Origin of the sequence: Oenococcus oeni (genome assembly GCF_020510245.1) — a bacterium.
GTDB classification, from domain to species: Bacteria; Bacillota; Bacilli; order Lactobacillales; family Lactobacillaceae; genus Oenococcus; species Oenococcus oeni.
Map to the genome: position 1 here is coordinate 1,528,112 of NZ_CP084701.1, position 24,344 is coordinate 1,552,455.

Sequence of the window (24,344 nt, forward strand, 5' to 3'; positions counted from 1 at the left end):
TAGAAAACTGTTTTAAAAAACTTACTATTAGATTAAAAATCATTTTAAGCAAAAGACGAACAGAGGTGCGCGTTTAATAAAATCCTCGTTCCTGATAAGATAGAGGCATGTTTCCAGAGAGATTGAGGGCATTACGGCGAGGCAAGGGAATTACTTTAAAACAACTTGCCAAAGCTTTGAACAAAAACATATCAAGAGGCGAAGCCAAGAATACCGAATCCCAGATCGGTAATTGGGAACGCGGCGAACGAAACCCAAATTATTTAGAGGTCAAGAAATTGGCCGATTATTTTGATGTTTCAATTGATTATTTAGTCGGACGTTACAATAATGATCAAGTCGATTTGGCCAAGGCAATGATTACTTCGTCAAAATTGACTTATAACGATACTCCTTTGGATAACAATGACAAATATGAAATACTTCAATTAATTTCCGGTTATCTGCATGCGAGAGGACGTCGATCGACTGGTGATTTGATTAATATCAATCATCAAGAATCACTCGATCTTTTTAATAATCAAAATGACTTTTAATCTCGAAACCTACATTCCCCGCTTAAAAGCCTGCCGGGATTATTTTGCAAAACTTTATTCAGTCAGCGATCTAATTGATGCGCTGCTTTTTTCTGATCTGGCAATCAGCAAAAAACGATTGCCAGATAAGCTGCCAAAACTGGAGCTTTCCGATTCAATGATTATTGAAATTCAAGATTTTTTGTCCAAAGAAATCAGACCGGGGATGTCTGAATTGGAAATTCAGCAAAAAGTCCGTCCGGCCGAAGAACTGGATGGACTTTTACACGATTACCGCGATTACCTGATTGAAAAATATGGAATGTTTGCCTATATCTCAAAAGAATGGGTTCGTGATTTATTAAAATTTTTGAATGGGCGGCCAACGCTTGAAATCATGGCTGGAAACGGCTTTTTAACGGCTGGGATTCGAGAACTAAAAAAAGGCTACCCGATCAAGGCGACTGATAACTTCGATTGGCAGGTCATGAACCATCCGCTATCGCCAGTCACAAAGGTTGTTAAGATGGAAGCCAGCGCCGCGATTGAATATTATTTAAAAGATATTGAGGTTGTGTTGCTGGCCTGGTCGCCACAGCATTCTAACTGTGACTGGCTGATATTAAATTATTTGCGCGTCAATAAGTTTTTCGAGCATGGTGGCCAGTTGATTGTGATTGGCGAAAAAAACGGTGCTACCAACTCAAAAAAATTTTGGAAACAGGCTGAATTATCAGCAGCAAAAAATTTAAATAAGAATTGGTCGCGTTTTGATCTAATAGAAGATCAAGTCTTTATTGTTGAATGATTTGTGCAAGCTTCCCACGATAAGCCTGAATATAAGAACCGGCAAACAAATGAGCATGAACCATCAAATAATAAAGCTGATAAAACATTAAACGTCTTTCGGCACCGGATTGAAAGGGCTTGGTACTCTGATAACCAACATAAAAATCTTGATTGAAACCACCAAAAACAGTCGTAATTCCAATATCAAACTCCGGGTCGCCATAATAAACATCCGGATCGATAAATATCGGTTGGCCACTGTCTGCATCAAACATAAAATTCCCTGACCAAAAATCACCGTGAAGCAGACTTGGTCGACTGTCATGTTTTTCCATTAACGATTGAAAAATTTCAATCGCTTTTTTATAATTTTGGTCATCGTTCCACTTACCTTCATTGATCAACAGCTCACGTAAAACATTCAAACGCTGTTTAACAAAAAATTCGTACCAGCTGGATTGCCAGGTATTTATTTTGCTGGTCTTTCCAGCTTTAAAATCCTTATCAAAACCGAACTGCCCGTTAGGACTTGTAATCGAATGAATTTTCGCTAAATCCTGACCAAGCGAATATTGATTGCCATAATTCGTCGCATTTAAATACTCTAATAAAAGCCATTGGTCCTGGCCAACGTGGCCTAATGCAATAACTTTGGGAACTCGAGCCGCCTGACCAAGCAGTTTCAAGCCATCAGCTTCGTGTTGAAAGAAAGCCAGGACAGAATTAGGCTGAACTTTTAAAAAGTATCTCCCGCCTTGAGCATCGGTTAGCGAATAGGCTTTATTGATATCACCGCCATGAACCTCATGAAAATCCGTGACTTCGGCATTCGTTGGAACTTCTTTTAAAAAAGCCTTCGTTAAATTGAACATACTTTCATCTTAATCGTTTTTGAAAACAAAAAAAGAACGGCTATGAGGTCGCTCTCAGTTTGGCTTTGCAACTTTTACGTTAGTTGGCTAACGGCAACTGTTACCAATTGCGTCCACGTACCAATAGTCTGGCAGTCCGGGAAGTTCCACAACGACCCAAACGACAGCGGAAAATGCGTTCCCTGAGATTAAACTCAGCTGTCCGTGTTTAAAAACGCGCCGTAGCTGACGTTTCCTCGACTCATCGCATCAGCTACTAAGTATATCACGAATTTTTACTTTGAAAATATTTTAGAAGCTTTTTTAAAGGTTTCCCATCGCCATAGTCCAAAGAATTTCTTGCATAGATACCCGAAGCAAATTTAACCAATAGAAGAATTATCAAGATTTGCAATGCAAGAGCAATCAAAGCATCAAAGGTTGTTGCCGAAGAAACTGCCATCCGAATCGGCATTATTGATTGACTGATTAGAGGGATAAAAGACAATACTTTGAAAACCGGTGCATTGGCCGAAGAAGCAACAGCAAAGCTGAGAAAATACGGAACCATTGCAATCCACATGACTACCGAAGTTGATTTGGCAACATCTTCTTGCCGACTGACCATCGAAGCAAAAACCGCTGCCAAAATAATATAAATAATGATTGCTCCTAAAGTTATCAAGGCAGTTAATACAATGAAGGAAGTTCCCAATTGGGACCAATCAACCAAATTCAAATATTTTGAATAATTAAATGGTTTCGCCAAAGCAAAAGCTATCAGAGCAATGAAAATATAGGCAATCAATTGAAAAATAAAAAGTCCAACAATCGCGATAATCTTACCGGGAAAATGCTGACGGGCTGGCACAGCGGCAAGAATACTTTCAAGAATTCGCGAACCTTTTTCGGTACCGATTTCACTACCTGTCATTTGAATATAAATAGCCAGGAACATAAAAATTATAATTGTTGCTCCCTGAGCGAAAAGATAACGAACGCTGCGACCACCATTGTTGCTGTTTTGGCTGACTTTTTTATTCTCGACCGAAACATACTTTGTTTTGACACTGGCTGGCGCAGTGATACTTTTAACCTGTTTTGCCGAGAGACCCAATTTCGCGACGGCAGACTCTGTCTTCAGGCTACTAATAATTTGAGAAATTGAACTGCTGTCGAAATTAGCTGAAGACTTCGAATTAGCGACAATTTCCGTTTTTGTATAACCGGCATTGGTCTTAACATATGCATCAATTTTTTCGTTACTTAATGCATTTTTAGCTGCTTTTAAGCTGCTCTCGGACTTAACGCTGGCTTTGGATTTCAAAGCCGTCTTAAGAAGGGAAACCTGTTGAGGCTGACCAACGATTCCAATTGTCGGCTGATTCCCGGAAACAGCTTTATTAATAAGAAAACTGGCACCGATACCAATTAAAACAAAAACAAAGGGAGCTAAAAGCATCCAATAATAAGATGGACTTTTTAAATTTTTTAAGAAAACATGTTTGGCGACAATCCAAGTCTTATTCATGGGTTAATCCCTCGCTTTCCGCCTCTTTGATTGCATCGGAACCGATCTTCATTCTAAAAATCTGGTCAAGGGTCGGTGGTTGTTGATCGAAGGCCGTAATATAACCGTTTTTGGTGGCCAATTTAAAAATCTGTTCGCCAACCTTAGGATCACTCAAAGAAATTTGAAGACCACCAGCAAACTTTTCGACTTTTTCCACACCTTCAATTGCCGATAATTCAGCGGCAGTCAAAGGCGATTCCAAATAAACTCTAGTTCGACCAAAGGATTGACGGACTTGGTTCGTTTGACCATTCAAGACAACGTGGCCACGATTAAGCATGACTATTTTGTCGGCAATCGACGAAACATTATTCATGTCATGAGAAGAATAAATAATTGCTGCTCCCTTTTCTTTTTGCTCAACAATAATATCCAAAAGAATTTGTGCATTAACTGGATCCAAGCCACTGAAAGGTTCGTCTAAAATAATCAGTTTCGGCTCATGAATCAAAGCAGTGATCAATTGAACTTTTTGCTGATTTCCCTTTGACAACTTCTTAACTTTATCGTTAAGACTTCCCTTAACGTCGAAACGATCCATCCAGTCTTGAAGTTTCGGCTTAATTTCGGCCTTTGAACGACCATGCAATTCGGCAAAATACATTATCTGATTGCCAACCTTAACATCCGGATAAAGCCCGCGCTCCTCCGGCAAAAAGCCAATCATATTCATTGTTTGATTATCGATCGGCTTTTGGTTCCAGGTAATTTGTCCGGAATCGGTCTCGATAAAATTTAAAATCAACTTAAAAGTCGTCGATTTGCCGGCACCATTCTGGCCAATTAACCCCAAAATTTGGCCTTCATCCAATTGCCAGGATTCGTCGACAAGTGCGCGAAGATTATCGAAACTTTTGCTGACATGCTCGAGTTTTAACATATACTTCTCCCTTTTCTCCCCTGCTTCTTTAGTAACTATTAAAGTTAATACAAGAAGTTTTAAAACACTTAATCAATTTTCGCATACTCACCAAGCAATTATAAAAACCTTCACTTTTTCGTGGAGGTTTTTGCATCTTTTTCAATTGTTTTATTGTCTTCTTCTGGAGCTTTCCAATTTTTTTCAATCTCATAAAAGTTTTGAATTTGTGAATCCAAATCCTTTAAATCCGGAAGCTGGACAATTTTCAGTTTGGATCGGCTGATTTTATTTGATTCAAAGATCAAATAAGAGAAAACTTCAATCTGCTGATCGACATGAATTAACTTTTTATATTCATTGATATAACGAAGGGGCAAAGGATAAGGGGCCAATTCCAAAGAAATGGTCTGGCCATCATTTTCAATCCCGCCATTAATCTTAACTTCGCTGCGATTAATCTTGCCTAAATCAAAATTTCCTTCCAAAGTATCAGCTACTGCTTGAGAATACTTTTCGGCAGGAAAACTTGCCAGCGGAAAATTTTGATCGACAATTTGATCCAATATTGTTTGTCCTAAAATTTCAGTCATCCAACTTATACTAACAAAATGTTAGAATGTTGGTTGTGCAAAATTCAAACTTTACAAGTTCAAACAAATTAGATAGAGATCACATATGGATATTAGTCGCTTTGGGCATGCTGACTTTTATGAGCGTCCTTGACGGTTCGATCGTCAATATCGCTCTGCCCTCAATTTCAAAAGACTTAAAAATACCTTTAAACCAGGCAACTTGGACTGTCATCGTGTACTTGATTGTTATTTCTGGATTATTGCTTTTGTTCGGTCGTATGGGCGATGTCTACGGGAAAATTAAAATCTTCAAAATCGGAACAATCATTTTTACAATTGGTTCCTTTTTAGCCGGGATTTCCAAATTTGGTCTAATTTTCCTCTTGGCATCCCGAGCAATTCAGGCCGTCGGCGCCTCGATGGCGATGTCAACAAGCTTTGGCATCACCACTTCAAATTTCGCGCCGAACATTCGTGCAAGGGCGATGTCTGTAATCGGAATGTTCGTCTCTCTCGGAGCGATTGCCGGACCAGCCCTCGGCGGAGCTATTCTAAATTTTCTCAGCTGGTCATATATTTTTTGGGTTAACGTACCAGTTGGGATTTTGGCAATTTTTATTGGCTTTAAATATTTTCCGAAAGATACAATTTCCCAACCTGATGGAAAAATAGACTACATCGGCTCAGCTTTGTTTTTCGGTTTCATCGCCTGCTTTTTCCTGGCGATCAATGCAGCCGAATCAGTTGGTTTTGGAGACTTCTGGGTAATCGCCGGTTTGATCATTTCCATCATTCTCCTAGTTGCCTTCCTAAAAGTCGAACCAGCCTTTAAAGAACCGATGATCAAACTAGAAATTTTTAAAAATCAATTATATTCGATTTCGTTGATAACCGCCTTTCTGGTTTTTGCAATTAATTCCTATACAAACATTTTGATGCCCTTTTATCTGCAGGATTTGCGCAAATTAACCCCCGGTCAGGCCGGTCTGATTCTGATGGCCTTTCCAATTACCAACTTCATTTTTTCGCCAATTTCAGGTTGGGCTGGAGACAAATTCGATAAAGAAATGATTACTTTAATCGGTTTAGCCGGTTTAACGCTCAGCCAAATCGGTTACCTTTCGATCGGTGGTAAATCGCCTTATATACTGCTGATAATTACCCTGATTGCCAATGGGTTGGCATCAGCTGTTTTCCAATCGCCAAACAATGCTTTGACAATGAGCACTGTGCCAAAGCCATTATTGGGAATCGCCGGCTCGGTCATGGCTTTGGCGAGAAATGTCGGCTTCATTGTTGGAAATACTTTCGCAACAACCATGCTTTTTCTCAGTATGAGTCGCTTAGCCGGCCGGCAGGTTGTCAATTATCTGCCAAGCCATCCGGAATACTTTATTAAGTCGATGCATTTCTGCTTTATTTTCGCCGGTATTCTCAGTTTGATCGGACTGATGCTGACTTTGTATCGAATGCTCAGACGTCAGGTTTTGAGCAAATATATCGCCAAGAATTAATTTCTTGGCTTTTTTGAATAAATGATTAGTGCTTTAATAGAAATATGTATTATTTGAACGGGGAATATTTTGAGCTGACTTTAAAACAGAAAATCACCTACTTCTTTATTTCCCTGGCAATTATTTCTTTTGGAAACGGATTATCGATTGCTGCCCAATTGGGAGCCGCTCCCTGGTCGGCATCGGCTGTTAATCTGGCCAATGTAACCCATCTGCCGACAATGCTTTTTTTAGCGATTGAAGCAATTTTAGCGGCTGTTATAAATCTGTTTATGGTCGAAAAAATCAATTGGCGGCGAGCAATCGGAAATGTAATTTTTGGTCTGTTGTTCAGTCTTTTCGTCGCTGAATTTGCCAATTTGTTCCATCCCCTGCTTGCACCACTTAGTTTGATTCCCAAACTGATAGTTGATTTATTTGGAATCTGGTGTATCGGGATCGGAGTATCGGTCATTCAAAGGGCTAATTTCGTACTACACCCGCTCGATAATTTGACGAACGTCGCTCGTTTTAAGTTTTTTCGCGGTTCGGCACCACTTGGGCAACTTTCCAATTTCATCTTTGCCGTTACTATTTCTTTAATTTGCTGGGCATTTTCCGGAAAATTACTGAGTTATGGAATTGGAACAATATATTGTTTCTTTTTGCAGGGAAACAATATCGCTTGGGGGGATAAACATCTTTTTAAGCATCTATTGCATATCGACCCAACAAAAATATAAAAAAGCTGATGAATTAATCATCAGCTTTTTGTTTGTTCCAATGTTCCTTGATAAAATCCTCGCGCGGAGCATCTTGAACTTTCATTCGTGCTTGGTTGTATTTATAAAAGTCCTGGTGATAATCTTCTGCTTCCCAGAAAGTCTGAGCCTTTTCAATCTTGGTAACAATTGGGTCTTCTCCGAAAACCCCCGAATCAAGTAACTTTTGTTTTGACGAAAGGGCTGTCTGGTACTGGCTATCAGAGTTAACGAAAATAACCGGCCGGTAATTATCGCCACGATCCTGGAATTGACCGCCGGCATCAGTCGGATCGGTCACCTGCCAATAAAGGTCAACTAGTTCGGCATAAGATATTTTTTTTGGATCAAACCAAATTTTCACTGCTTCGGTATGCCCGGTTTGATGTGATGAAACCTGCTCATAGGTTGGATGATCGACATGGCCGCCCGTATATCCGGAACGGACCTTAATAATTCCGGGAAGCGAGTCAAAAGGTTCGACCATACACCAGAAACAACCGCCTGCAAAGATTGCTGTCTGTATTTCATTTGCCATAATAAACTCCTTTAATGGATGAACGGATTCCAAAAACGTCCACCATTAACCACCAATAGAATAACCCCGCCAATCATAATTAGCAAGACTATAAACAAGACCAGCCAATCGACAGCTTTGAGTTGTTCTGCAAAATACCAGCTGCGTTTTTTCTTGGCCCCAAATCTCCTTAATTCCATGGCCTGGCTAACCGATTCGATTCGATCAATCGAACTGAGCAGTAAGGGCACAAGAATCGCAGCAGCACCCCTTAAACGTTTAAAAAAGCCTGCTTTTTTAGAAATCTCGTTGCCGCGTGCTTGTTGAGAAAGACTGATTTGCTGATACTCTTTTGTGACATCAGGAATGTATCTAAGAGCCAAAGAAACTGCGTAACTGATCTTATAAGAAATTCCGATCCGATTCAAACCGGAAGCAAATTCCGAGGGATTTGTCGTCAACAAAAATATCAAGGCCAAAGGAACCGCAACAAAATATTCGAGCGAAATATTAACCAGATATAATAATTCCTGTTTCGTCAAAGCATAAGGACCGCTACCAAAAATAATATCCTTGGAGTGATAAAGCTGAGCACCATAACCAGGTGCCAAAACATAAATCATCAACAGATTGATAATCATAAAAAAGACGACCAATTTAATCAAAAAAGAAACTTCGGAAAATTTAACTCTACTGATTTTTAAAACAATTAAAGAAAGAATTACGAGGAAAATTAAAAAACGGGTATCTAAGACAATCATCGAAATACCGGATAAAAATATAAAAGCTAATAGTTTGGTTGCTCCACTGGCCCGGTCCAACCAGGTGCCACGATCCCGATAAGCGAGATTAAAAGAATTGTTATTCATAAATCGGCCTCGCTTTCAACAAGTCTTTCCGATAATTTAATCGGATCGACTTGACTGAATCGGGCCAGATTATAAAGGCTGGTCGGAGCCAAAGAGGCTTCTTTTAAAAGCTCCAAGTTGCTCAAAAGCGCGGCTGGACGATCATCAGCAAGAATCTTGCCGTCAACCAAAGCCAAGGCTCGATCAGCGTATTCCAACATTAAATGCATATCGTGAGTGATGACAATAATCGAAGTATGATGCTCACGATTAAGAGAAGCAACAAAATTCATGATCGAACGATAATTCAGATAATCTTGTCCAGCGGTAGGTTCATCCAATAAAAGAATTTGCGGTTCCAAAACCAAAACAGAAGCAATCGTCACTCTCTTCTTTTGGCCGAAGCTTAAAGCCGAGACCGGCCAATGACGCATCGAATCAAGACCAGAGATTTTCAATACTCGTCGAACTCTTGTTTTGATCTCTTCAGGATTAACTTCGCGTAATTTCAGTCCGTAGGCGACTTCGTCAAAGACAATATTTTGGCTGATCATTTGATTTGGATTTTGCAAAACGTAACCAATTTTATCAGCCCGCTCTTTGACAGACAGAGAGTCCAAGCTTTGACCATCGAAAAAAATCTGGCCGGAATCCTGTTTTAAAAAACCGGTTACTAAATTTGAAAAAGTTGATTTTCCGGAACCGTTCTTACCAACAATCGCCGTAATCTGACCAGCATAAAAATCCAAATTGAAATCTTTAAAAACGCTTTGTTTCGGATAGGAAAAAAACAAGTTTTTAATTGATAAAATCGGTTGACCAGGATTTGGTTTTTTAACAGAAATTTGAGTATTAAGCCAATTCGAGATTTTTTTGCTAACCAATTCTTGATTCAAAGAAGAAAGATCTGTCAAATGTTTCTCCAAACTCAGATCGAAACCGGCTTTCTTTAAAGCGGTCAGATAAAGCGGTTCACGAAGTCCGACTTGAGAAACAACCCCGCTTTGCAGGACCCGATCAGGCGTATCGTTGGCAATGATTTTTCCTCGACTGACAATCACCAGTTTATCGGCCTGAATTTTAAGTGCTTCTTCCAAACGGTGTTCGATGATAATAACCGTTAAATTCAACTTTTTCTGTAGTTGGGAGATTAATTGAATTGCCGCTCTCCCAGCAGCCGGATCGAGATTGGTCAATGGTTCGTCAAACAAAAGAATCTTGCTGTCCGAACTTAAAACACCGGCCATACTGACTCGCTGCTTTTGTCCACCGGAAAGTTCTTGGGGATGATGATTCTTAACCGATTGAAGATTCAGTTCCGTTAACCAATGATTTGTTTTTTTTAATAGTGTTTGATGATCGATATTTTCATTTTCAAGCAGAAAAGAAACATCTTCAGCAACTGTCATGCCGACAAATTGAGCATCGGTATCTTGCAGGACAGTCGCGACGGCAAAAGATAAATTGAAAATATCCAATTTAGAAACATCCTGATCATTAACCAAGATCTGACCATCGAGATTCCCGGGAAAACTTTGTGGAATCAAACCGTTAATTAAATGGCCAATCGTGGTCTTACCGGAGCCGGATGGCCCGGCAATAATAATTTTCTCCCCATAATCAAAAGCAAAGCTGACATCATGCAATGTGGCTTGGCTTTGAACGCGATATTTGAAATTAACGTTTTTAAATGTAACAGCTGGCATAGAAATCAGTCTTCAGACTTTAACGATCCCGACCTGGTTCTGGTCTTACTGTAAGCAACTAATAAAATTGTTCCAACGATCGCAATTGCAACGATATTTCCGATTCCAGCCCAAATACCCTGTAAAAATACTTTAGCAGCGGGCTGTTTGTAAACAACAATGTCTCCGAGCGGAGCAATCAAAAACCAGGCAATTGCGTTGGAAACAACCTGCCAAATATTGAAAAAAATAATTTTTTTCTTCGTTAAATGCTCGCTTTGCAGTTTTAGGCGAGATTTTGTTAAACCCAATAACAAGCCAAGAACTCCATCAGCAAAAACCCAAGTCCACCAAACGCCCCAGCCAGAGGCTGTGTCATTCAAAGCATGGCCGATAAAACCAACCAAAAAACCAACAATCGGACCAAAGATAGCTCCAATTAAACTAAGCCAGGGTTCGCCCAAATTGATCGTCGTATTCGAGACAGGAGTCGGTATTGCCAAAAAACGCATGAGAACAAAAAAGACCGCTGTACCGATTCCAATAGCAACAACATCTCTGACACTAATAAAACTCTTTTTATTTCCCCACATAATCTCTTCCTCTCATTTTTCAAATCTTTGTTTTTCTAATTTTAAAACTTTGAACAAAAATAATATCCGTTTTAATTGCCTAAAGAAACATATTAGCAATCAAGGCTGGCCATCCCTTTGATCGTGTTTAGCATCATATTCGGTCGCAAAATCCTCGTGAGGCATTCGCTGCCAAAAATCACTTTTATTCGTTTGCCGTTGTCGAGCAATGCCCATGGCGTGCCGATCAACATTATCGGTAATTGTTGATCCGGCAGCTGTAATCGCTTCAGAAGCAATTTCAACCGGAGCGACCAGCTTGCTGTTGCTGCCAATGAAGGCCCGGTCGCCAACTTTGGTCATATGTTTATTTTTGCCATCGTAATTAACAAAAATTGTTCCTGCACCTATATTGACCGCTTGGCCAACCTCGGCATCGCCAACATAAGTTAAATGGCCAATATGAGTATGATCACCAATCTTGGCATTTTTTGTTTCGACAAAATTTCCAATATGAACATCAATACCGGTCACAGTTTTTTCACGTAAGTGAGCATATGGACCAATCTCATTTTCAGCTCCGATCACCGAATCATGTTCGATGACTGTACCCGGCTTAATGATGGTTCCGGTTCCAACCAGAACATTGGCATCAATATAGGTTGTCAATGGATCGATCATTGTAACGCCGTTGGCCATTATTTGATCGTTAATTCGTTTACGGGCAATTTTGCTAACAGCTGCCAATTGTTGTTGAGTGTTGACACCAAGAATATCCTGCCAATCCGCAACTTGAACAATTTTGGCACCGGGCAAAGCATCAGTCAAATAATACTCACTTTGAGAATTATCGGTCGTCACATTGTTGATAGCACGTTTAATATAGTCGGCACGAAAAAGATAAACACCGGCATTAACCAAATGCAATTTCTCCTGGTCGGCAGTTGCATCCCTTTCTTCGACAATTTGTTCAACAACATTACGTTCGCCAACCGGTATAACGCGGCCATAACCAAAAGGCTTTTTAAGATCGGCTGTCAGCAAAGCTGCATCGAAGCCTTCTCCTTTTTCAACCAGATCAACCAAGGCGTTCTCGGTCATTAAAGGCATATCAGCATTAATAACAATCAGTTTTTCAGCATCGATTTTTGGAAAAGCGCACCGCAAAGCATCCGCAGAACCCAACTGCTCTTTTTGAACGACCGTTTCATCGACATAAGAAGAAAAATCTTCGTCAGCTCCCTGAACGGCAATTATATTTTTCGGATTAAATTTCCTGACTGCCCGGCAAATCCATTCAAGCATCGGCAGGCCGGCAACTTTATGAAGCGGTTTGGAAAGATCGTCCTTCATACGGCTGCCCTTGCCGGCCGCTAAAATAACAACATCAACTTCTGACAATCTTATTTTCCCTTCCCCGAAAAATGTTCTGTTTGTAATTTCCAAACTGAACTTTGATTACTTCTCCGGAATCAAGATTGGTATCAACATGCAGTAATGAAGTAAAATCGTCGACTTGGCGTTCCTGAGCCCGGCCCTCGGCAAAAATCGCAACACCTTTGACATCGAAATCAAATTCTTTTGCGAGTGTTTTCATACCATTAATCGTGCCGCCAGCCTTCATAAAATCGTCGACAATTAAAATATTCAAACCGGTTGGCAGACTCCGCCGCGATAATTCCATCTTTTCAACATGCTTGGAAGAACCAGTTAAATAATTGACCGAAACAGTTGGGCCCTCGGTAACTTTGTTTTCCCCGGAACGAACAATCACAAAGGGTACATTTAATTGTTCTGCAACGGCTGCAGCCATTGGAACACCCTTGGTTGCGGCAGTCATAACCGCTTGGATATCAGTATTTAAGTACTCTGTTGCAACTAAACGGCCGACTTGGCGCAAAACCGATGGTTTGCCCAAAAGATCGGAAAGATAGACATAACCGCCTGGCAAAACCCGCGTCTCGTCATTAACCTGTTTGAGCATATCATTGACGAACTCGTCAGCTTCTCTTTCTAAAATATAAGGATAGAATTTGGCCCCGCCGGCAGCTCCGGGAATTGTCTCCAAGAGTCCAACGCCACGCTCTTTTAAGGTCTTTTTTAGAATTGTTAAATCTTCGGAAATTGATGACTTAGCCGAAGAATAGCGGTTAGCAAAAAAAGTCAACGGTACAAGTGTCCGCGGCCTTTCCACAAGATAGTGGGTCATATCTACTAAACGTTCAGCTCGAGGTGTTTTCATAAATGTCCTTTCGCTAATATTCTACTAAAAAAAAGGATTAATACCAGCAAATTCCGAACATTCGTCAATTATTCAAAATACTTTCGATGCAGTTTCATATAATTCGGTTAGAATAAGGCTTATGAAAATTGTCAAATTCGGCGGAAGCTCGTTATCCAGTGGCGTGCAAATCAGAAAAGTTTTTCAAATTGTAAAAAGCGACCCGGAAAGAAGAATCGTCGTTGTTTCAGCACCGGGAAAACGTTTTAAGGGCGATGTTAAAATTACCGATCTTCTCCTAAAATTGGCCGAAGCAATTTTAAACGAGGAAAAAACAGCTCAAATTTATGAACAAATTTTTCTGCGCTATCAGGCGATTGGCGATTTCTTTAAAATCCCAAGGTCGGGAATCGAGCAGCTAAAAGAACACCTCTATTCAGTTGCCCAGGCAGATTACCCGTCCAATGATTTTTTTAGAGCCGCTTTATCAGCCCAAGGCGAAAATATGTCAGCCCACCTGATAACACTTATCTTCAAACAGCTTGGGCTAAAAGCCCGTCTTCTTACACCAAAAGAAGTCGGCTTAACAGTCAGCGGCGAAGCAAGAAAAGCACAGATTCTGCCGGGTTCCTACGCAAAAATCGCCAAAACAAAATTCACCGATAACGAAGTACTTATTTTCCCGGGCTTTTTTGGTATCACGAAAAACGGTTTGATTAATACCTTCTCACGTGGGGGTTCCGATATTACTGGAGCAATTTTGGCTCGCGGGTTTGGAGCGGATTTATACGAAAACTTTACCGATGTTGATTCGATTTATGCCGTTAATCCTGGTTTGGTAGCCGATCCGGCACCAATTAAAGAGATGACCTATAACGAAATGCGGGAACTAAGTTATGCGGGTTTTGCCGTCTTTCACGACGAAGCGATTCTGCCGGCAATTCAAGGAAAAATTCCAATCTGCGTAAAAAATACGAACCGTCCGGAAATGCCCGGAACAAAGATTGTTCCGCGCGACAAGGTTTCCCACAAAAATAAAATTACTGGGATCGCCAGCTCGCATCATTTTCAAGCCATTTATCTTCACCGTTATTTAATCAACCGGGAAGTTGGTTTTACCGCTAAAATATTAAAAATCATGGCCGACTTGAATATTTCCTATGAGCATATGCCTTCGGGAATCGATGATTTGACGATTATTTTGGATAAAAACCAGTTAACAAATGGTCGCAAAGAAAAACTGACGCAAAGAATTAAAGACGAAATTCAACCGGACGATCTTCAATGGAGAAACGACTACGCAATCATTATGGTTGTCGGCGAAGGTTTGGTTAATCGAGTTGGCGCAATGGCCGACATCGTTGATCCGATCAGAGATGCCGGAATTTCTTTAACGATGGTTAATCAGGGATCTTCGGAAATTTCCATTATGCTTGGCGTTCGTCCGGAAGACGAACAAAAAGCCGTTAAAGCAATCTATAACGATCACTTTGAAAACGGCCATCCTAAAAAAGAGCTTTAAATTCCGAGAGCTTCATTCAAATCGGTTAGCAAATCTTTGATTGCCAATTTTTTTGTATGAATAATTTTTTTATCGAAAAGTCCGCTAATCGCCAAAGGAACTCTTTGGCCACTCAAATCAGATATGAGATTCAAATTCATTTGTGGATCATTGTCGGATTCTTTTCCGAGCGCTTTTAAAACAGTTTCGGAAAACTTAAAGGGACTGGCTGTTGCAACAATCAGTTGTTGCCTATTGCTTGGAAAATCTTTGTTAACAGAAACAGCAACCGCTGTATGAGGGTCCAACAAATAATTATTCTGCTGAAATGTTTCCTGAATTGTTTGAGCGGTTGTTTTGGAATCGGCAAACGCCGCATTAAAAGAATCCTGAAGTCTGCTCAAAGAAAAATCATCGAGTTGATATCGACGCTTGTCGGTCAAGTCTTTCATCCAAGCGGCGACCGCTTTGGAACCGGCAATGTCAAATAAGAGCCGTTCCAAATTACTGGAAACAAGAATATCCATTGCCGGACTGCTGGTAACTTGAAAGGAGCGATCGGCATCGTAAATTCCGGTTGCAAAAAAGTCGGTCAGAACATGATTGGCATTAGAAGCAACGGTCAATTTTCCAATTGGGACACCAAGTTTTTTGGCCCAGTAAGCAGCCAGGATATCACCAAAATTACCAGTCGGAACGCTTATATCCAATTTCTCACCAGCCGATAGGCGATTATTCTTAACTAATTGAGCATAAGCATACACATAGTAAATGATTTGAGGTACCAAACGACCGATGTTAATAGAATTCGCAGAGGAAAAACCAAGCGAAGCTGCTGACATTTTTTGAGCCAACCGATGATCCGTCAAAAGATTTTTAACCGCTTTTTGAGCATCGTCAAAATTGCCAGTAACAGCAACCACGTGAGTATTTTTTCCGTCAGCTGTCGTCATCTGTTGACGTTGTAATTTGGAAACACCAACCGACGGATAATAAACAACAATTTTTGTCTGCGGGACATCATTGAAACCCTTTAAAGCCGCACCACCGGTATCACCGGAAGTTGCCGTTAAAATAACCATTGTCTTTGAACTGCCGTTTTTTTTGACAGCCGCAGTCAATAAATAAGGTAGAAGGGAGAGCGCCATATCTTTAAAAGCCAAAGTCGGTCCATGAAACAATTCCAATAAATTTCGTTTGTCATCAAGCTGATGGATTTCAACAATTTTTGAATCATCAAAATCCCGATAAGCCGATTTCAAAAAATCAGTTATTTCGTTATTTGAAAATTCGTCAAAAAAAGTCGAAAGAATTAATTGACCAATCTGAAGATAATTCTCATCCTGCAATTTTTCCCAATCAAAATCAATTGTTGGAAAAACAAGCGGTACATAAAGTCCGCCGTCCGGTGCCAATCCGTTGATAAGGGCGTCAGCCCCATCAACAATCGCTGCTTGTCCGCGTGTACTTTGAAATTTCATATAACCTCTGCCGACATAATAGCAGAAAGCGAGCCGGCGTGTTAACATTTGTTCATGAAAAACTATCGAATTGGAATTTTCGGTTTGGGAACAGTCGCCAGTGGGTTGATAAAAATCCTAAAAAAAGAAAAAATCAACTATCAAAATAGATTCAACGTTAATTTTGAGCTTTCTCAAGTAGTAGTTCACGATCTCCAAAAGAAACGCGCTCCTGAATTCGATGGATTAAATATTTCCGATGATCCGGCTAAAATTATCGAAGATCCGGCTATTGATATCGTAATCGAACTTATCGGCGGCAAGACAGTGGCTAAGAATATAATTGAAGAATCGCTTCAAACCGGCAAACACGTTATCACAGCTAATAAAGATTTAATCGCCAGCGAAGGACGAAAATTAAGTCGACTTGCCAAAGAAAAGCATGTCGGTCTTTTTTATGAAGCAGCTGTTGCCGGTGGGATCCCGATTTTAAGATCTCTTTCCAATAGCTTAGCTTCTGATGAAATCGAACAAATCAACGGCATCGTTAACGGAACTTCCAATTTTATTCTTTCACAAATGCGCCAGAACAAAATTTCTTATGCGGCTGCCCTAAAAACAGCTCAAGAAAAAGGTTTTGCCGAAGCAGATCCAAGCAACGACGTCGACGGAATCGATGCTGCTTATAAGCTGCAAATTTTAGCTGATTTTGCCTTTGGAAAACAAATCAATCAACGAGATATTCAAATGGGTGGAATTCGTACGATTACTCAAGCTGATTTGCAGGATGTTACTGATCTTGGTTATGAAATAAAACTTTTAGCCAGTGCGACAGTTATTTCCAACAAATTGGAACTATCAGTTGCTCCGACGCTTGTCCCTAAAGGGCACCCGTTAGCTTCGGTTCAAAATGAAAATAATGCCGTTTTCGTTAACGGACGATATTCAGGTGGTCTGATGTTCTATGGACCCGGTGCCGGCGAATTCCCAACAGCCAACTCAGTTGCCGCTGATTTAATAGAGCTGACTAAAAAGATCGACCAACCGGAAAGCTTCAACACGAATTTTTCTTCCGATTTGACGCTGGCAAAACCAAAAGATCGAATTGCCAGTCGCTATATCGTTTTCAACGTCGCTAATCGTCCAGGAGTGATGCACAAGCTATCGGCTTTCTTCCTAATGAGCGATATCAATTTTCGCAATATTCGTCAATACGATCCGGTTGGCGACAATACCCGTGTTGTGATCATTACCTATCCAGCCTCGGATGCCCAATTGAATCCGGTTAAAACAACAATCAGAAAGGCTCGGGGTGTTGAGATAATTCATGAATTCAAGCTCCTAATCGAGCAAAAAGAGGTTACCAATGCCTGAAATAATAGTTCCGGCAACCAGCGCCAATATGGGCCCGGGTTTTGATTCGCTCGGCCTCGCAGTCAACTTGTATTTAAAGGTCAGAATTTCCAAGCAAAGCGATCAGTGGATAGTCCATCATCCTTTTGATAAAAGGGTTCCCACTGATGAAAAAAATATGATAGTTTTATCAGCTCTAACCGTCGATGCCAGCATTCAGCCACACGAAATTTTTGTTGAGAGTGAAATACCACTGGCTCGCGGCTTAGGCTCATCGTCTTCGGCAATCATCGCTGGTTTAATGTTGGGAAACGAACTGTCCGAATCAATTAATCTAATCAAGCAACAAATTCTTGATCGCGCAGTAAAAATAGAGGGCCATCCGGACAACGTTTCACCAGCAATTTTTGGCGGCATTGTGGTTGGTGGGCCTGATCCACAAAAGAAAGGAAACTTTTTAACTTATCAGATTGATACACCTGATGATTATTTGCCAATCGCAGTAATACCGGATCGCGAATTAGCAACCAGCGAATCGCGTGAAGTTCTGCCGACTAGTTTGGACAGAAGAAAAGCCGTCAGAAATAATGCCGAAAGCAGTCTTTTACTGGCAGCCCTCTTTAAACACGACTGGGATAATGTAGCCAGGCTCTTGGAGTCCGACCAATTTCATGAAGTCTATCGAATAAAGTTGGTTCCCGAATTAAAAACGGTTAGGAATCTTTGCCATTCAGTGGGAATCTTTGGCAGTTATCTGTCCGGTGCTGGGACAACCGTCATGATAATTGCAAAAAAAGATCAAGCAGATTTTCTGCTTGATCAGTTGAATAAAACGGAAAAACTGAGAGGTTGCAAAATCAAATTATTAGAATTTAATTTAAGCGGTGCAAATATTTCCGAATAATAAAAAAACTCCTTTTAAGGAGAACTTAGGCGGTTTTGACTTGTTGCTGCCTAAAATTAACATCAATATTTTTTGTTAGGATATCAGTATAACTATAGGAAACACGTTCGAAGGTCCCTTCCGCCTTGTCAAGCTCAACAATGAATAGGGACGGATAAGTCTCAATCAGGACACCTTTACGAGTAGTCGTCTTCTTTCGACCAGCCTGGGCAATCACTGTAATTGGACTGCCGATTTTTTCATCTAAATTATCTTTAATATTCTGTAATGCTTCTGGCATACTACCTCCTCGTATTATGAGACTATCTAATTTTAGCAGATATCACGATTTTTTACAAGGTTTAACAGTTCATTCTTTAGAAAAAATCATATTTTCAGACAAATTATTAACTAATTGTTCGTAATTTTCCAAAGTTAAACGTTCTCCTCGAATATTTAAATCGAAACCAGTCTCGGAAATCGAACGTTCGATTTTTGTTCGATTTTCATCGTTTTTTCCAAAATAATAAAGCAAATTATTAACAAGTGATTTTCTACGATGAGCGAAAGAAGCTTTAATAATTTTAAAAAGGGCCTCCTCATGTGGAAAAGACTGAAAATTTTCTTTTGGAGTTAATTGAACAACAGCTGAATCGACATTCGGTGACGGCATGAAAGATTTTCGAGTTACGGGAAGAATTATTTCGACATTAACACGATACTGAATTGCTAAACTCAGCTCCCCATAATCCTTGCTTCCAACACCGGCCTGCAGGCGAGCCGCAACTTCTTTTTGCATCATCACGGTAACTGACTTAAAATTCAGCGAACTATTAAGTAAATAAAAAAGAATCGGTGTCGTAATATAGTAAGGCAAATTGGCAACGATTTTCAAAGACTGATTTTTCGCAAAAATCGAGAAATCAGCTTTTAAAATATCTCGGTTGACAATTTTAACGTTTTTATAAGGTCGCAAAGTTTCCGATAATATCGGGATTAGTTTTTTGTCGATTTCATAAGCGACTACTTGCTTGGCCGCTTTTGCCAATTGTTCAGTCAGAGAACCGATTCCGGGACCAATTTCGATAACCGTGTCGTCCGGCCCGATCGCTGCTCCCTGAACAATTTCTTGCAACACATTTAAATCAATTAGAAAGTTTTGTCCAAGACGTTTGCTGGCATGCAAATCGTACTCATTTAAAATCGCCCGCGTTCTGATCGGACTGCCAATTGCTGGAATATCATTCAAGGTTTTTAATCGCTTCTTTCAATTCTTTTTTAGTGATGCCAAACATTTGTAGCCGCTTAAGAAATTGTTTGCCATTTGTATTTCCCAAGTGTAATTGATCCGATATCTTTTTTCTCAAAACAGCTGAACCAGCACCATCAATCAAACCAAAATCAACCAAATCGGAACGTTGAATCTCTAAAGTTGGAGAAAATTCTTTGACATACTTGCCAAGCAGTTTTTTTAAAAGTTTCGGATCAGCGTGTTCGACCCCCAATGAGCCCTTGTGATTGGGCTTACCATCGATTTTATTCAAAAAAAGCTGCTTGATGTTGGGGACCCTTTCAAGAACTATCTTCCTGATTCTCTCTCCTTGGAAATCGGGATCGGTTAATAAAATCAATTCGTGATCCCTAGCACTTTGCTCTATCAGGTCCAAAACAGCGGACCTGATTTTGGAACCACCGGTTTCAATTGTTTCGATCGAATCTCCAAAAGCAAGTCGCAGACGAGCTGTATCATTCTTTCCTTCAACAATAAAAATCGTTTTTTTCAATTCTTGGGCCATAAGCGATGCGCGTTTTCTACTGTTATTTTTGCCAATTGGTTTCGGCCGATTTCAAGGACCTTTGCCAAACCATCGACGACGAATTTAGCCCAGGCCGGTTCGTTGGTTTTTCCACGATTTGGAACCGGTGCTAAATAAGGAGCATCGGTCTCAACCAGGATCCGATCAAGTGGAACCACCTTTGCCGCTTCATGAATTTCTTTAGCGTTTTTAAAAGTGACCATCCCGGAAAAACTAATATAGGCACCAAGATCGACTAATTTTTCCGCCTGTTCGGGTCCACCGGCAAAAGAATGCATTTCAAATTTGCTAAGCCGACGCTCTTTTAGAATTCGATAAAGGTCCTCAAAAGAATCACGCATATGAATAGTCGTTGGTAAATCAAACTCGGCCGCTAAATCAAGATGCCTTTCAAAAGAATTAATCTGAGCATCTCGGTCAAAACCTTTCCAATGCCAATCAAGTCCTGTTTCACCAACACCAATTACAACTGGATCAGATAATTGTTTACGCAAAACTTCTTCAGCCGACTGATCGAATTTATTCGTATCTTCCGGTTGGAAACCAACAATCGCACGAATCCCTTTATCAGAAAAATCGTGAGCAATTTGGATCGCCCGCTGGTTCCCTTTTGGATCATAGCCGACTACATTCATTTCCATCACGCGGAATTCGCGTGCTCGTCCAACATAAGCGGCAACATCATGATACAAAGCATCGTCGTTTAAATGAGTATGGGTATCGTAAACATCCCCGGGAGTTTTAGTTGGATCGTAAATTGCCATGTTTCCAGTATAAAAGAAAAACACTTATTCAGTGTTCTTTTTTAGAGCCTCTTTGGTTTTATCCTTAATAAAATCAGCCGATTGTTTCAACTTTGTCCGCTCGTCTACACTCAGATCCAATTGAAGCTGCTCAATGATTCCCTTGCGACCAATGATAGCCGGATAGCCAAGATAAGTGTCAAGCGGCTGATAATAATTTGAAACCGGTAATTCCTCATGGGCATCGTTCAAAACAGCTTTCAGCAAACGAAGCGCCGCGGCTGAAATACCGTAATTGGTGTAATGCTTGCCAAAGAAAACAATATGGCCACCCATCTTCGAATCATGATCGATTCTTTCCAAATCAGCATTTGGATAGGCTCCCTCTTTTAAAATTTTTTTAATCGGTTTCCCCAAAACACGAACCGTCGACCAGGCAACAAATTGCGAATTTCCGTGTTCGCCCAAACTATAGCCAATCACGCTGCGGGGATCTATTTTCAAAGCAGCCGCTGTTGCCCTCTTCATTCTCGATGAATCAAGCAGAGTTCCAGTGCCGATAACTTGATCCTTCGGTAGTTCTGTTATTTTTTGAAAAATCGAAGTAATTACATCACAAGGATTGGAGACAACAATCAGGACACCCTTAAAAGCACTTGCTTTTAGACGTGGGGCGGCTTCTTCAACATACTTTTTCGTATAAGGAAACTCAGCGAAACGATCAGTAGGCGTTTCCCAAGCTTTGGTAATATTACCAAAGGCACTGATGACAACATCGGCATCGGATAAAGCCGAATAATCGTTAGCGATCAGCTTAGTATGATAACTCAAATTAACTTGAGCATCTTGGAAGTCCAATAGATCGGCTGATAATTTGTCTCGGTCCGGATCGATCAATACTAACGTATCGGTGATCCCTTCAATAATGATTTGGTGAGCAATCGTTGAACCAACATGCCCACAACCTAAAATTCCAATTTTTCTCGTCATTTTAACCCTGAGTAGAATTGTGGAAATGAGCTGGCGCAGCATCCGGCATGGAATTTAAGGTTCTCATATCATCATCATTAATTGTGAAATCGAGTTGGGTATTCTCTTGAATATGTCTCTCACTAATAGCTTTCGGGAGAGTAACGGTTCCGTTTTGAAGTGTAAAACGCAAGGCCAGTTGGGCAACACTGACGTTATACCTGCCAGCAATTTTGCGAATTGCTTCAGAATTCAGAATGTCGCCAGTCGCTAATGGCGAATATGCCTCGATACGAATATCGTGCTCTGCGGCAAATTTGGAAATTTTTGGTTCGGTGAAACCAATATAATATTGGATCTGATTGACAACCGGTTTAATTTCGGCAATTTTCAGGATATTCTCCATATCGTGAACATCAAAATTGGAAATTCCGATCGATTTAACACGTCCGGACTTTTGCAATTCTTCAAGAGTTTTCCAAGCTTCAGCGTTTTCCTCATCAAAGTGCTTGCTACCCGCTTCTCCCCATGGCCATGGAGCGTGAATCAAATATAGATCAACGTAATCAAGCCCGAGACGAGAAAGAGAACTCTCGAAATCAGCCAAAACAAGATCACGAGTCTTATCTTGGGAAGGCAGTTTAGTTGTTACCCATAAATCTTCTCTTTTAACATCTGAATCGGCAATGGCTCTGCCAACCGACTTTTCATTGCCATAAATTTTAGCGGTATCGATATGACGATATCCAAATTTTAAAGCCGAAGAAACCGCTTGATAAGCGACATCCCCGTCAGGCGTTTGCCAAGTTCCAAAAGCGACCTTGGGAATTTTTGTTCCGTTATTCAGAGTATATGTATCTGTTAGAATTGACATAAGTTCCTCCTATGAATATAATTATCCCACTTGAATATGGGAAAATTAGGTTATGGCAGATAAAGACTTATCACATTTAAGTAAAGAACAATACGAAGTTACTCAAAAGGGAGCTACCGAACGTGCTTTCACCGGTAAATATGATGACTTTTACGAAGAAGGGATTTACGTCGACGTTGTTGATGGTACACCGCTATTTTCCAGCAAAGATAAATACGATGCCGGTTGTGGATGGCCAAGTTTTACAAAACCAATCGAAAACCCAAGTATCGTAAAAAAAATCGATCAATCTTTGGGAATGACAAGAACCGAAGTGCGCAGTAAAGATTCCGGCAGCCATTTAGGCCACGTTTTCGACGACGGTCCCGATGATAAAGGCGGTCTGAGATATTGCATCAATTCCGCTGCTTTGAAATTCATCCCGGTTAAAGAGCTGAAAAAAGCTGGTTACGGCGAATATCTAAGTTTATTCAAATAATTTATTTCGCAGTTTTAAAATAGGCTCTCAAGATCTTCAAGCGATATTTTGTCTCCAAAATAATTTCTAAGATTTGTTTTTTGTAGAACCCCTTTAACTGCATCTTTCGTAAAGAGAACTCCTTGCAGAAGTTTTTCTAAATCAGTGATATCACTGATTCCCAAAAAGTCTCCCTGAATTTTGATTACAGTAATTTTTCCTTGAGAAACGTTGGCATGTATTTCAACACTTCCACCGGCAAAACGCTGCCAATTGTTAAATTCGAATTTGGGCGTCCTGCCCCAGTTCCAATTCCAAGTAGAAAATTTATTATCACGCAATTCCTGGACACGTTTTAAATCATGCTCTTCTAATTTTAATTCGTCGTCGCCATTGGAAAGTTCTTTTGTCAACTGATTTTTGAAATCTAGAATCGTAAATCCCTCAGGAAGTGAAGATTTTATCAAACCAACTCGACTTTTCACAGATTTGGCTGCTTTTGAAATAAATTTATCTTTAGCCGGCGTCAAAACCCGGCTCATAACTTCCATATTGATATCAAACAATAAGGTTCCATGATGCAATAAGCGTCCATTGGCATAACGTTGGGCACTCCCGGAAACTTTTTTTCCATTGATAATCAAATCATTTCGGCCATCGGTGACAACCGGAACTCCAAGCTTATTTAAAGCGTCGACCATTGGCTGAACAAATTTTTTGAAATTAACTTTGGCCGGATCGCTAACTGGAAGAACAAAAGAAAAACTAATATTGCCTAAATCGTCATAAACGGCGCCGCCACCGGTTTCTCGACGCGCTACTTGAATGCCGTTTTCTTTTGCAAATGCCTGATTAACTTCGGCGAAAGTATTTTGATTTTTGCCGACAATTACAGCATTGCCATATTGAGAAAAGAAAAAGACCGGTTCGGTCAAAGGATATTCTTCAAGCAAATAATGTTCCATCGCAACATTATAAAAAGCATCAGTATTTTCATAACTTATATATTTCATGTTTTCTCCTAGAAA

The 24,344-nt window shown here is 40.3% G+C and carries 26 protein-coding genes; 8 read left to right on the forward strand and 18 right to left on the reverse strand.

Annotated elements, in window-relative coordinates; all coding sequences use genetic code 11:
• Positions 1–107: 107 nt before the first annotated feature.
• Positions 108–536, forward strand: a complete 429-nt coding sequence (locus J3U91_RS07955) for a helix-turn-helix domain-containing protein (RefSeq protein ID WP_002819342.1) — start codon at positions 108–110, stop codon at positions 534–536.
• Complete coding sequence (locus J3U91_RS07960; protein ID WP_002819343.1) at positions 526–1,323, forward strand: hypothetical protein; 798 nt, start codon at positions 526–528, stop codon at positions 1,321–1,323. Before J3U91_RS07955 ends, J3U91_RS07960 begins: the two co-directional genes overlap by 11 nt.
• Here J3U91_RS07960 and J3U91_RS07965 read toward each other — a convergent pair.
• The 4 genes from J3U91_RS07965 to J3U91_RS07980 all read right to left on the reverse strand — a co-directional run bounded on the left by J3U91_RS07965 (position 1,310) and on the right by J3U91_RS07980 (position 5,153).
• On the reverse strand, positions 1,310–2,176 hold the full coding sequence (locus tag J3U91_RS07965; protein ID WP_002819344.1) for a fructosamine kinase family protein: 867 nt from the start codon (positions 2,174–2,176) through the stop codon (positions 1,310–1,312). The two genes, J3U91_RS07960 and J3U91_RS07965, sit on opposite strands and share 14 nt — an antisense overlap.
• 265 nt (positions 2,177–2,441) lie before the next feature.
• Positions 2,442–3,686, reverse strand: a complete 1,245-nt coding sequence (locus J3U91_RS07970) for an ABC transporter permease (RefSeq protein WP_002819345.1) — start codon at positions 3,684–3,686, stop codon at positions 2,442–2,444.
• Positions 3,679–4,608, reverse strand: coding sequence for an ABC transporter ATP-binding protein (locus tag J3U91_RS07975; RefSeq protein ID WP_002819346.1), 930 nt, complete (start codon positions 4,606–4,608; stop codon positions 3,679–3,681). Before J3U91_RS07975 ends, J3U91_RS07970 begins: the two co-directional genes overlap by 8 nt.
• A gap of 110 nt (positions 4,609–4,718) precedes the next feature.
• Entirely contained in the window at positions 4,719–5,153 is a 435-nt protein-coding gene (locus tag J3U91_RS07980) for a hypothetical protein (RefSeq protein WP_002819347.1), read from the reverse strand.
• Between the two features lie 128 nt (positions 5,154–5,281).
• Between J3U91_RS07980 and J3U91_RS07985 the strand changes: the two genes are divergently transcribed.
• Positions 5,282–6,676 carry an MFS transporter gene (locus J3U91_RS07985; RefSeq protein ID WP_002819348.1) on the forward strand — a complete coding sequence of 465 codons (1,395 nt, stop codon included), beginning with the start codon at positions 5,282–5,284 and terminating at the stop codon, positions 6,674–6,676.
• Between the two features lie 44 nt (positions 6,677–6,720).
• Positions 6,721–7,398: a YczE/YyaS/YitT family protein gene (locus tag J3U91_RS07990; RefSeq protein WP_002819350.1), complete on the forward strand. Its 678-nt coding sequence runs from the start codon at positions 6,721–6,723 to the stop codon at positions 7,396–7,398.
• 13 nt (positions 7,399–7,411) lie between these two features.
• Here the strand turns inward: J3U91_RS07990 and msrA are convergent, their stop codons facing one another.
• From msrA to purR, 6 genes are all read right to left on the reverse strand, one after another.
• Complete coding sequence (gene msrA, locus J3U91_RS07995; protein WP_002819351.1) at positions 7,412–7,954, reverse strand: peptide-methionine (S)-S-oxide reductase MsrA; 543 nt, start codon at positions 7,952–7,954, stop codon at positions 7,412–7,414.
• Positions 7,955–7,965: 11 nt separating this feature from the next.
• Positions 7,966–8,802 carry an energy-coupling factor transporter transmembrane component T family protein gene (locus J3U91_RS08000; RefSeq protein WP_002817612.1) on the reverse strand — a complete coding sequence of 279 codons (837 nt, stop codon included), beginning with the start codon at positions 8,800–8,802 and terminating at the stop codon, positions 7,966–7,968.
• Positions 8,799–10,487 carry an ABC transporter ATP-binding protein gene (locus tag J3U91_RS08005; RefSeq protein ID WP_002819352.1) on the reverse strand — a complete coding sequence of 563 codons (1,689 nt, stop codon included), beginning with the start codon at positions 10,485–10,487 and terminating at the stop codon, positions 8,799–8,801. Before J3U91_RS08005 ends, J3U91_RS08000 begins: the two co-directional genes overlap by 4 nt.
• Before the next feature lie 5 nt (positions 10,488–10,492).
• Positions 10,493–11,059 (reverse strand): ECF-type riboflavin transporter substrate-binding protein, encoded by a 567-nt coding sequence (locus J3U91_RS08010; RefSeq protein WP_002819353.1) that lies wholly within the window; start codon positions 11,057–11,059, stop codon positions 10,493–10,495.
• A gap of 99 nt (positions 11,060–11,158) precedes the next feature.
• The gene (locus J3U91_RS08015) at positions 11,159–12,439 is read right to left on the reverse strand and encodes a bifunctional UDP-N-acetylglucosamine diphosphorylase/glucosamine-1-phosphate N-acetyltransferase GlmU (RefSeq protein ID WP_002819356.1); all 1,281 of its coding nucleotides are present in this window, start codon (positions 12,437–12,439) and stop codon (positions 11,159–11,161) included.
• The gene (gene purR / locus J3U91_RS08020) at positions 12,426–13,280 is read right to left on the reverse strand and encodes a pur operon repressor (RefSeq protein ID WP_002819357.1); all 855 of its coding nucleotides are present in this window, start codon (positions 13,278–13,280) and stop codon (positions 12,426–12,428) included. The genes J3U91_RS08015 and purR overlap by 14 nt, the downstream gene beginning before the upstream one ends.
• Positions 13,281–13,401: 121 nt before the next feature.
• On the opposite strand from purR, the gene J3U91_RS08025 reads away from it, so the two are divergent.
• Complete coding sequence (locus J3U91_RS08025; protein WP_002819358.1) at positions 13,402–14,781, forward strand: aspartate kinase; 1,380 nt, start codon at positions 13,402–13,404, stop codon at positions 14,779–14,781.
• Here J3U91_RS08025 and thrC read toward each other — a convergent pair.
• Positions 14,778–16,241 (reverse strand): threonine synthase, encoded by a 1,464-nt coding sequence (gene thrC, locus J3U91_RS08030; RefSeq protein WP_002819359.1) that lies wholly within the window; start codon positions 16,239–16,241, stop codon positions 14,778–14,780. The genes J3U91_RS08025 and thrC overlap by 4 nt on opposite strands.
• Before the next feature lie 54 nt (positions 16,242–16,295).
• On the opposite strand from thrC, the gene J3U91_RS08035 reads away from it, so the two are divergent.
• Both J3U91_RS08035 and thrB read left to right on the forward strand, forming a co-directional pair.
• A complete protein-coding gene (locus J3U91_RS08035) occupies positions 16,296–17,594 on the forward strand; it encodes a homoserine dehydrogenase (protein WP_002819360.1) in 1,299 nt (432 codons plus the stop codon).
• On the forward strand, positions 17,587–18,477 hold the full coding sequence (gene thrB / locus J3U91_RS08040; protein WP_002819361.1) for a homoserine kinase: 891 nt from the start codon (positions 17,587–17,589) through the stop codon (positions 18,475–18,477). The genes J3U91_RS08035 and thrB overlap by 8 nt, the downstream gene beginning before the upstream one ends.
• Positions 18,478–18,502: 25 nt before the next feature.
• On the opposite strand, the gene J3U91_RS08045 is transcribed toward thrB, so the two are convergent.
• The 6 genes from J3U91_RS08045 to J3U91_RS08070 all read right to left on the reverse strand — a co-directional run bounded on the left by J3U91_RS08045 (position 18,503) and on the right by J3U91_RS08070 (position 22,859).
• Complete coding sequence (locus J3U91_RS08045) at positions 18,503–18,757, reverse strand: Veg family protein (protein WP_002819362.1); 255 nt, start codon at positions 18,755–18,757, stop codon at positions 18,503–18,505.
• Between the two features lie 69 nt (positions 18,758–18,826).
• Entirely contained in the window at positions 18,827–19,705 is an 879-nt protein-coding gene (rsmA, locus tag J3U91_RS08050; protein ID WP_002819363.1) for a 16S rRNA (adenine(1518)-N(6)/adenine(1519)-N(6))-dimethyltransferase RsmA, read from the reverse strand.
• Positions 19,698–20,252: a ribonuclease M5 gene (gene rnmV, locus J3U91_RS08055; protein ID WP_002817622.1), complete on the reverse strand. Its 555-nt coding sequence runs from the start codon at positions 20,250–20,252 to the stop codon at positions 19,698–19,700. Before rnmV ends, rsmA begins: the two co-directional genes overlap by 8 nt.
• A complete protein-coding gene (locus J3U91_RS08060) occupies positions 20,237–21,037 on the reverse strand; it encodes a TatD family hydrolase (protein WP_002819364.1) in 801 nt (266 codons plus the stop codon). Before J3U91_RS08060 ends, rnmV begins: the two co-directional genes overlap by 16 nt.
• A 24-nt stretch (positions 21,038–21,061) precedes the next feature.
• The gene (locus tag J3U91_RS08065) at positions 21,062–22,006 is read right to left on the reverse strand and encodes an L-lactate dehydrogenase (protein WP_002819366.1); all 945 of its coding nucleotides are present in this window, start codon (positions 22,004–22,006) and stop codon (positions 21,062–21,064) included.
• 1 nt (position 22,007) lies between these two features.
• Positions 22,008–22,859 carry an aldo/keto reductase gene (locus J3U91_RS08070; RefSeq protein WP_002819367.1) on the reverse strand — a complete coding sequence of 284 codons (852 nt, stop codon included), beginning with the start codon at positions 22,857–22,859 and terminating at the stop codon, positions 22,008–22,010.
• Between the two features lie 52 nt (positions 22,860–22,911).
• Here J3U91_RS08070 and msrB point away from each other — a divergent pair, with 52 nt between their 5' ends.
• Positions 22,912–23,337 (forward strand): peptide-methionine (R)-S-oxide reductase MsrB, encoded by a 426-nt coding sequence (msrB, locus tag J3U91_RS08075; RefSeq protein ID WP_002817626.1) that lies wholly within the window; start codon positions 22,912–22,914, stop codon positions 23,335–23,337.
• Between the two features lie 14 nt (positions 23,338–23,351).
• Here the strand turns inward: msrB and J3U91_RS08080 are convergent, their stop codons facing one another.
• The gene (locus J3U91_RS08080; protein ID WP_002819368.1) at positions 23,352–24,329 is read right to left on the reverse strand and encodes a lipoate--protein ligase; all 978 of its coding nucleotides are present in this window, start codon (positions 24,327–24,329) and stop codon (positions 23,352–23,354) included.
• Positions 24,330–24,344 lie beyond the last annotated feature (15 nt).